This is a genomic window from Moorena sp. SIO1G6, assembly GCF_010672795.1.
Lineage (GTDB): Bacteria > Cyanobacteriota > Cyanobacteriia > Cyanobacteriales > Coleofasciculaceae > Moorena > Moorena producens.
Map to the genome: position 1 here is coordinate 90,232 of NZ_JAAHFZ010000024.1, position 9,195 is coordinate 99,426.

8 protein-coding genes and 2 pseudogenes are annotated in these 9,195 nt (G+C 44.1%); 6 read left to right on the forward strand and 4 right to left on the reverse strand.

Annotated features, from left to right (window positions below; translation table 11 throughout):
- The first annotated feature begins 613 nt into the window (after positions 1–613).
- The gene (locus F6K63_RS21895) at positions 614–1,390 is read left to right on the forward strand and encodes an LmeA family phospholipid-binding protein (protein WP_008189000.1); all 777 of its coding nucleotides are present in this window, start codon (positions 614–616) and stop codon (positions 1,388–1,390) included.
- A gap of 132 nt (positions 1,391–1,522) precedes the next feature.
- The gene (locus F6K63_RS21900) at positions 1,523–2,155 is read left to right on the forward strand and encodes a GerMN domain-containing protein (protein ID WP_008188998.1); all 633 of its coding nucleotides are present in this window, start codon (positions 1,523–1,525) and stop codon (positions 2,153–2,155) included.
- A 185-nt stretch (positions 2,156–2,340) separates the two neighbouring features.
- On the opposite strand, the gene accB is transcribed toward F6K63_RS21900, so the two are convergent.
- Together accB and efp are read right to left on the reverse strand one after the other, a co-directional pair.
- Entirely contained in the window at positions 2,341–2,865 is a 525-nt protein-coding gene (accB, locus tag F6K63_RS21905) for an acetyl-CoA carboxylase biotin carboxyl carrier protein (protein ID WP_008188996.1), read from the reverse strand.
- A 152-nt stretch (positions 2,866–3,017) separates the two neighbouring features.
- A complete protein-coding gene (gene efp, locus F6K63_RS21910) occupies positions 3,018–3,575 on the reverse strand; it encodes an elongation factor P (RefSeq protein WP_008188994.1) in 558 nt (185 codons plus the stop codon).
- Positions 3,576–4,167: 592 nt separating this feature from the next.
- Between efp and F6K63_RS21915 the strand changes: the two genes are divergently transcribed.
- The 4 genes from F6K63_RS21915 (at position 4,168) to F6K63_RS21930 (ending at position 8,119) form a co-directional block, all read left to right on the forward strand.
- Positions 4,168–5,319: a peptidylprolyl isomerase gene (locus F6K63_RS21915; RefSeq protein ID WP_008188990.1), complete on the forward strand. Its 1,152-nt coding sequence runs from the start codon at positions 4,168–4,170 to the stop codon at positions 5,317–5,319.
- A gap of 227 nt (positions 5,320–5,546) precedes the next feature.
- The gene (gene thiL, locus F6K63_RS21920) at positions 5,547–6,728 is read left to right on the forward strand and encodes a thiamine-phosphate kinase (RefSeq protein ID WP_287313114.1); all 1,182 of its coding nucleotides are present in this window, start codon (positions 5,547–5,549) and stop codon (positions 6,726–6,728) included.
- Between the two features lie 176 nt (positions 6,729–6,904).
- Positions 6,905–7,741, forward strand: coding sequence for an Rpn family recombination-promoting nuclease/putative transposase (locus F6K63_RS21925; protein ID WP_008188986.1), 837 nt, complete (start codon positions 6,905–6,907; stop codon positions 7,739–7,741).
- 147 nt (positions 7,742–7,888) lie between these two features.
- On the forward strand, positions 7,889–8,119 hold the full coding sequence (locus tag F6K63_RS21930; RefSeq protein ID WP_131827126.1) for a hypothetical protein: 231 nt from the start codon (positions 7,889–7,891) through the stop codon (positions 8,117–8,119).
- Between the two features lie 58 nt (positions 8,120–8,177).
- Here the strand turns inward: F6K63_RS21930 and F6K63_RS21935 are convergent.
- Together F6K63_RS21935 and F6K63_RS21940 are read right to left on the reverse strand one after the other, a co-directional pair.
- Positions 8,178–8,966 (reverse strand): annotated as a pseudogene (locus tag F6K63_RS21935) (zinc ribbon domain-containing protein); the annotation flags it as partial.
- A gap of 23 nt (positions 8,967–8,989) precedes the next feature.
- Positions 8,990–9,195: pseudogene (locus F6K63_RS21940) on the reverse strand (IS4 family transposase); the annotation flags it as partial.

A 9,195-nucleotide genomic window follows, 5' to 3' on the forward strand; every position in this document is an offset into this window, starting at 1 on the left:
TCATCCCCTGCTCTTAGCACAGGGTTGTTCAACTGGGTTTTGGGATAAGATTAAGAGGGAATTTTCTGGTAAGTACCTGGATAGAAATAAACAGGACTTACCCCAGCCACCTGGTTATTGACGGTAATTACACCGATTTAAACCTTTGATGTATTACCAGAAACCAGGGTTTAAGGGTCTTGGTGCGTAAGTCCTGATCAAGTTAACTGTGTTAAGACCTGTGTAATAGGTGTGTAAGACCTGTGAAGGCATTGAATCCCCTTCTATTGCCTGATCTGAAGTTTATTGTTCCCAAGTCTTAACAGTTAACTTGAATTTTGCTCTACTACTTACATCTGCCCTATCTCCCTTAACTGCCCTCGTTGCCTCGTAAGCATTCAGCCGTCAGCCGTCAGCCGTCAGCTTTTAGCTCACGCTACTTGAGGTGCCGTCAGCAGACTTAACTCAGCATTATTCGAATGCTTACCTCTTTTATTAAAAAGCACCTCAAGTAGCACCTCAAGTAGCGCATTAGCTGATAGCACCTCAAGTAGCACCTCAAGTAGCGCATTAGCTGATAGCTGAATACTTACCTTGCCTGACCTCACTCTTAACGTTGTGCCTTTTTTTTTCCATGGAATTTTTGACCATATTCCTATCAGGCTTAATCACTGTCGTTTCTGGGGTGGGTTTCATCCTCGACAAGGTGATCGAAAGCAATATCCGCTCCCAGCTTTCCCAGGTCGAGCAATTGCAAGTCCGAGTTAACAACACTCCCAATTACCAAATTTTGCCAGGCAAAGTAGACCAGGTTTTAATTGCTGGTAAGGGATTATGGCTGACGCCAGATATCCGGATTGGTGTCTTGGAATTAGAAACTGATCCGATTGACCTTGATATAGAGAAGGTCCGTAAAGGTGGTAAAGACTCACTAGCGAACTCTCTGAGGCAACCGCTACAAGCTGGAGTGCGTCTAGTTTTAACCGAGTCAGATATTAACCAAGCTCTAGAGTCGCCGGAAGTTATAGAAGTATTAAACGATTTGATCAATGCTGTGATCAGTCGTGGCAGTAGGCGTTATAAACTACTGAACTCACAAGTCAACTTCCTAGATAACAACCGTATTTATTTACAAGTGACATTGCAGCAAGGAGATAATCAACCCCTAGAGATTATATTAAACTCCGGTGTGGGCATCCTGACCGGGAAAAGCATACAGCTAATTGAACCCAAGTTGTCGGTTGATGGGAACCCACTCCCTCCTCAGATAATCAAGTTATTTGTTGGTAGTCTTAGCCAGCGCTTAAATCTGAGCAATATCGAAGATGAAGGCATCACAGCCCGTATCTTACAATTCCAGTTAAGTCCTAGTGAATTAGAATTAGCAGCATTTGTCCGGATCAAGGAATAAAGCGTGTTAAGTATGAAATATCAAAGATGAAGGATGAAATATCAAAAATTCAATTTGGTTTCGTGCCACTAGTCAGATCTGATCACAGTAAATCAAATTACAGTAAATCAACCTTTTGATTAATCAGTTATTATGCATGACCAACAAGACGATCGTGGTATTCCTCTCGGTGTGATTGCCAGTATTTCCATCCTAGTCTTAGCAGCAGCAGGTGGAGGTAGCTGGTGGGCATGGCGTTCACAGCAATCTTCGTCTGTGACAACAACTACACCCAAGTCATCTACACCCAAGTCATCTCAGACTATACAACCCACAACTGAAAAACCCTCAACTAAGGAAAAAATTCAGGTTTATTGGCTCAATGATGTTGATAACCAAATTGTTTTAAGTCCCAGTTCAATTCCCTTAAATAATAAGACCCTTAACAAAGGTGAGATCTTAGAGAGCGCATTCAACAGTTTATTGGCTGGGCCGACCAATGGCACATTTACGACCACTATTCCCCAAGGTACAAAACTACGGGGTGTTTCTCTCAAAAATGATGGTGTTCATGTAGACTTGTCCCAGGAATTTACCGTTGGTGGGGGCAGTAGCTCCATGAGCGGTCGTCTGGCGCAAATTGTTTATACAGCAAGCAGTCTAGACCCCAATACTCAAGTATGGATTGAGGTAGATGGGAAACAACTAGAGGTTTTAGGTGGAGAAGGCTTAATGCTTGATCAACCACTGACTCGCCAAGATGTCAATCAAAACTTCCCACTCTAGAGGTTTCCCAGCTTAGACTGCTTTGAGCAGTTGCTCACTAGCGTTGGATGAAAATTTTTCAACCGACGCTGCGGCAAATAAATATACGTTGGCAGACCTCTAATTCCCATGCCCAGCAAACCTATTTTCGCTTCTAGCAGCTATTATTAGCTTGACATCTGTGAAACCTATCTAAGGAGTAATGCTTAGTCAGGTTTAATCCGCATTAGTGCTTGACCATATTCTATTGGTTCTCCATTTGTCACCAAAATTTCCATTACTTGTCCAGTCACTTCTGCTTCAATTTCATTCATCAGCTTCATAGCTTCAATAATACAAACAGTTTGACCAGCACTAATGCGTTCCCCCACCTCCACAAAGGGGTCTTCATCAGGAGCAGGAGAGCGGTAAAATGTCCCGACCATGGGTGACTTAATTTCTTCCCACTTTTGATCTACCCCTGGTGGAGGTACTGGTGGGGTTGGTTCTGGTGTTGGGGCTACCTCTAGTACTGGGGTGGAAGTAGTGGGAGTGGAGCCGATGGGAACCGCTACGGAGCCTGTAGGGGCTTGATAAGTAGTGCTAGCTCCACCAGAATCACTGGTAGGGGTGATACTGACCCCTTTACGCACTGTGAGTTCAAAATCATCACTCTTGAGGGTCAGTTCTGTAATATCAGTTTCAGCAATAGCAGCTAACAGATCACGAAGTTGATTGATGTCTAATGCCACAATTTTTAAAAAAAGGTTAGGGTCTTGGGGCTAAAGGCTAAGGGTTAAGATTTTTTGGCATTATTTTGCCTTAGTAGTCAGCTGAGTCCATTATCTTGATTGCCATGATCTCATGATCTATTAAGAGCATCAAATCAGGGCATCAAAACAATTTACTCGCGACCTTGGTAAGAATCATTACGGGTATCGATTTTAATGCGCTCTCCTATGGAAATGAATAGAGGAACCATCACCTGAGCTCCTGTTGAAACAATGGCTGGTTTGGTACCACCAGTAGCGGTATCACCTTTAACACCAGGATCGGTATCGACTACTTCCAACACTACAGAATTGGGCAGTTCTACTTCTAGAATCTGGTCGTTCCAGGTGAGGATGTTCACTTCCATTTCTTCAGTGAGATACTTGGAGCGATCGCCAATCTGTGCTTCACTCAGACGAGTTTCCTCGAAGCTTTCCATATCCATGAAGACAAATTCTTCGCCATCTTTGTAGGTATGCTGCATGGGACGTTTTTCGAGGTTTGCCTGGGGTACTGTTTCCCCAGCCCGAAAGGTTTTCTCTACAACATTCCCTGTCTGGACATTTTTTAGTTTGGTGCGAACAAAGGCGGAACCTTTTCCAGGCTTGACGTGGAGAAATTCCACTACCCGCCATACGGATCCATCTAACTCAATGGAGACACCGGTGCGAAAGTCGTTACTAGAAATCATTAACCTGCTAACTCGGGCAGAACAATCGGCATCTTATTTTACCCTTGAGAGGTTGAAGGTTGAAAGTTGCACTTTGGAGGTTAACCTAAAGATTTGTCCCAAAGTGGTGCGGCAAGGGACTTGCCAAACTTAAACTAAACGATACTGTTGGCCAATCACCTCAAAGCTAGTGAAATCGATGGAGGGATAGGGACAGGGGGAGAGGGTGATAACCTGGCTAGCTCAGTGGTTTATTGGTGTGATGGGCGCGGGCCCCAGCTGAAAGGGCGTTGCTGAATCTTCGCGCTGAATAGCAGTAGAGTGGGCATCCTGCCCGCCCGAAAATAAGCATGAAACTGGCAAGATGCCAGTTCCACGCCTGATGCCCATTCCACAGGTGCGACCCAAGGGCGCGAGCAATCCCTCGCGCCCTAGGAGGCGCGCACCTACTATTAAAATCATTCCATTATTAAGCAACGCTGCTGAAAGACCCACGCTAATTGAGAAACGGTATCATAAACTTCCTTGACATGGGAAGATATGAGATGAAGTTTTGATACGTTGTGGATCAGCCTTGACCCCACTGGTGTAATGCTTGGGGTAATTATTGTTTATGAAACTTTTAAAGATTTCTTTGCCAGATTGGTGGAAACCCTTGACCAAGACTACCCTCTTGGGGCTGCTGTTAATGTCCCTTTCCTTAGGTCTGAGTGGAGCTTGGTGGAACTTTAAGTTTAACTTTGGTAATCAAGAACCTGCTCGTGAAAGTCGATTACCAGGGGGTAATGCCATTACTGATGGTAGAGCTTTGTTGCGCTATGCCCTACCGATAGATAATCAGCCAGTGCGGAAAATACAAGCCAGTTTGGAGGATATTTCTCAACAAATGCGGGGAAAACGCTGGAGTCCTATCACCAGCGATATTACTAAAGCTGCTGTGGTTTTAACTAGTAGTGATCAGAAATTGCTAGCGGACATTCCAGATGCCAGAAAACCCCAAGGCGAAGCCCTAATTGCCCAGATCCAAGCCGAAATTGCTAAGATTCGAGAAGCTGTGGAGGCTAAAGACAAGGAAAGAGTCTTGATTGAGCGCGGGATACTCTTGGATCAAGTAGGGGAACTGGAACAATTGATGGTAGAGGAGTTTCCCTTTGAGGTACCCCCAGAGTATAGTAACTTACCTCAACTTAAGGGTCGCGCTACCGTGGAAATGACCACAGAGGAAGGTTCCTTGAGAATGGTGGTAGATGGTTACAATGCTCCAGTCACCGCCGGTAACTTTGTGGATTTGGTACAGCGGGGTTTCTATGATGGTCTAACCTTCAACCGTGCTGAAGATAACTATATCCTGCAAGCAGGAGACCCTCCAGGAAAAGCGACAGGCTTTATTGACCCAGAAACTGGTGAATACCGAGGGATTCCCATAGAAATCATGCTGAAAGGGGACTCGGAACCGGTTTATGAGTTTACCCTGGAAGAAATTGGTCGTTATCGTGAGCAACCTGTGCTACCTTTCTCTGCTTTTGGTACCCTAGCAATGGCACGTCCTGCAGAGGATCCCAATGGTGGCTCTTCTCAGTTTTTCTTCTTCCTGTTTCAACCAGAACTTACCCCAGCTGGTATCAACTTTATGGATGGGCGCTATTCTGTCTTTGGCTATGTTGTAGAAAACAAAGAGTTACTCAGACAGCTCAAACGAGGGGATGTAATTGAGTCGATGAGAGTTATTGATGGGATTGAGAATTTAGTTGAGCCGCAGGCATAGCTATCCTATCGGTTATAGCGCTACGCCCAAGGCAAGAGGCAAGAGGCATGCTAGCAATAGCTGAATATAATAGCTTTTGCTGCTTTTATAAATGTCAAACACCTTAATGCTTAGTGCTATAAGCGGTCAGCTCCTAAGCGGCTGCGGCGAAGCCAGGGATAAGCTTGATTAATTACCTTTAGCTCCGTTTATGCCAGTCAGAAGTATCAATCATTGATCGTTGTCTCGTGACCCTTGAATTAATAAAAGATATCGGAGAACAAGGTCTTCTAGAACGGTTACAGCCTTTCTGTCCACCAGGGGTTGTCGGGGATGATGGAGCGGTAATTCCCCCTCCAGAGTCTGGTCAATCCTTGGTGATTACTACAGATGTTTTAGTGAATGGGGTGCATTTTAGCGATCGCTACGGTGGGGTAAGCCAATGCACTACTAGTCCAGAAGATGCTGGTTGGCGTGCTGCTGCTGCTAATTTGTCTGATTTAGCTGCGATGGGAGCATCCCCCCTAGGCATTACGGTAGGCTTAAGCCTGACAGGGGATGTAGCGGTTAGCTGGGTTGAGAGACTTTACCAAGGCATGACTCAGTGTTTAAACCAGTACAATACACCAATAGTCGGAGGAGATATCTGTCGCTCGCCGGTTATTACTATTGCTATCACTGCCTTTGGTCAAGTCTACCCCGACCAAGCTATCCGCAGAACAGGTGCTAAGGTGGGACATGCCATTGTGGTGACAGGTGTTCATGGTGCTTCCCGGGCTGGACTAGAATTACTCCTCAACCCAGATTTCGGCAAACACTTAAGTCCAGAGGAACGACTATCTTTGATTAAAGCTCACCAGCGTCCCCAACCCAGACTTGATGTTGTATCTTTACTCACGTTACAGGTTAACAGGTTGAAGGTTGAAAGTTGGAACTTTCAACCTGATAACTTTCAACCTGATAACTTTCAATCTGATAACTTTCAACCTTCAACCCTTCAACCTTCAAACCTTCAACCTTCAAACCTTCAACCTTCAACCCTTCAACCTTCAACCCTTCAACCTTCAACCCTCCAACTATCCATTGCGGGTATGGATAGTAGCGATGGTTTAGCAGATGCTATTGTACAAATTTGTGGTGCCAGTGGTGTTGGTGCAGAGATTGATCCTAACCGAATTACCCTACCTCCAAGCTTCAGTAAATTGGTGTCTCCAGAGCAAGCTTTGGATTGGGCGTTGTATGGTGGTGAAGATTTTGAATTAGTGCTATGTTTGCCCACTGAAGCTGCTGAGGAATTAGTGGCACAACTGGGGGAGGGAGCAGCAGGAATTGGCAAGATTACTAGTGGTAATGAGGTCTGGTTGAAAGATAAGACTGGTACTTATGCTGATCAATTGCTGAGTTTAAATAAGGGATTTCAGCATTTTTGAAATTTTTCCCTTAGAAGTGATTAACCGGATTTACTATTATTCCTTATGTATCTGATCTCAATCAGACTTGGTCAGGTATCATAACTTGACTCAATAAACAAGATCCAGGTGCGATCAATTTTCTGGTTCAGATTCACTACACTGTCTGAGATAGTATTAACTTTGAACAATTTGCCTTGGCTTACGATAATATCTGCAAATACCTAGCAGAAGAATACCCATCGGAGTTTTTTCACTGGCTATTGGGTGAAGAACCTAGAGATATTCAGGTACTTAAAAGCGAATTGAGTAGTGAACCAATTCAAGCTGATGCTCTGACTTTACTCCAAAGTACAAACCAAATTCTGCACCTAGAATTTCAAACCTTACCCCAATCCGAGCCACCATTACCATTTCGGATGTTGGACTATTGGGTCAGATTACATCGCAAGTACCGATGTCCGATTGAGCAGGTGGTAATTTTTCTAAAGTCTACGACCTCACAGATGGTATTTACTAACGAGTTTAGAGATACTAACACCTGGCATCGTTATCGGATAATTCGTCTGTGGGAGCAAGACCCATTACCACTATTGGCCAATCGGGCTTTGTTACCCTTGGCCACTTTAGCCAGGAGTAATCGGCCTAATCTATTGTTGGAGCAAGTCGTTGCTGAAGTCGATAGAATTGAAGAACAAGGTCAACTCCGAACCCTAGCGGCCTGTGTGGATGTACTGGCTGGTTTGCGGTTTGATAAAGATTTAATCCGTCGATTTTTGAGGGAGGAAGTTATGGAAGAATCAGTCACCTATCAAGATATTATCCAAAAGGGAGTCCAAAAGGGAATCCAGCGCGGCAAGCAGGAGGGAGTCCTATTAATTGTGATGCGTTTGCTAACCCTGAAGTTAGGTTTACTTGACCCTGGGCTCCAACAGCAGATTGAGGGATTATCGATTACTCGATTGGAGGAATTGAGTGAAGCCTTGTTGGATTTTGAGACAGCAACGGATTTAGCGCTTTGGTTGGAGCACTAGGGAATAGGGAATAGGAAAAAATTCGGCGTTGCTAATGTCTTGGCGCTGAATAGGAGTAGAGTGGGCATCCTGCCCGCTCGAAAATATGTGGGCATCCTGCCCGCTCGAAAATAAGCATGAAACTGGCAAGATGCCAGTTCTACCAACATGCCAGTTCTACCAACATGCCAGTTCTACCAAGATGCCAGTTCTACCAACATGCCAGTTCTACCAACATGCCCATTCCAGAAAACTCTTAAAATCATTCCATTATTAAGCAACGCCAAAAATTCGGTGTATCTCAATATCCCTACTCCCGACTCCCTACTCCCTTTTCCCAGCATCCCCTGTCAAAGAAAATGCTGCCCAATAATAAGGATGGGGATATTTTTCCCGTAAGTCTTTCTGAGCTTGCTGTAATGCCGATACTTTTTAGCTACCAGAATCTCCCAAAAAGTCAATCCTGGCTCGCCAATGCAAGCTGATTTCTCAGCCAGGGTGTATCTACCAAGGCACGTAGGAATATCCCACGTGCGCCATTGATGTCGCGATCCATCGATCGGCCATCAATTTTTGATTTAATTTTCTTGCTACCACCGATATTTATTAACTCACCTGTCCAGCTAACAGTTTTACTGGTATAGGCTTCACAGACGTCTACTACTGTTTTCCCTGTTTCTCCAGCTTTGTGTTTGAGGAACTCTTTGAAGCGATAATGAGCAAAAGAAAGCAAATTCCGAACAGTTTTAGACCTGATCTTCCTGTTTCCTTTTTTTGTCATTTCAGATGTCTCAAAAGTAGGAAGTAGTATAACGTCAAAGTTGTCAACTAAAAAACGGGCAGCCTTATGATGTAGTTCGTTAATCAGATTCTGAATTCTAATGATTATTCGCCTGGCAGCTTTTCTCATTCGACGTTTTTGCTTCCCTTTTGCCTTGCTTATTCTTGATAAGAGGCCATCGAGGTGAGAGCAAAGTCGTTGAATTCGAGAAAAATCTCCACAACCAATTTTTCCTACAGAATTCTCACTAAAAAGTGTCAAAAATGTTCTAACACCAGGGTCTAAAGCTACTACTCTACCTTGGTTCTCGGATTTTACTTGAGTAGTCTTGTGAGGGACTGTCAGGTAGTAATCCCCATTGGTGCTAGTTAATCGACAATCTCCAATATCATCTGGAAGTGTTTCAGTAAAGGTCAATTCACCCAGTTTTGTATGGTAAATCCCTTTGCTAGATACAGCCGACTTAGCTGGGGGGGCGACGAAAATAGTTATAAAGCAGACAGGACAAGCGATTTAGCTCTCATTCCTCGTAAATAATACTTCCATTTATTACGATTAAGTCTCATTAATTCTCGTACTAAATTAATACACTCATCGCTAAAACTGACCCAATTTTGAGCATATAATCCTATATAAAAACTACTGTGTCGTCGTTGTGAACGGCCATCTTCTTTTACTCTGCCGATATATTTTT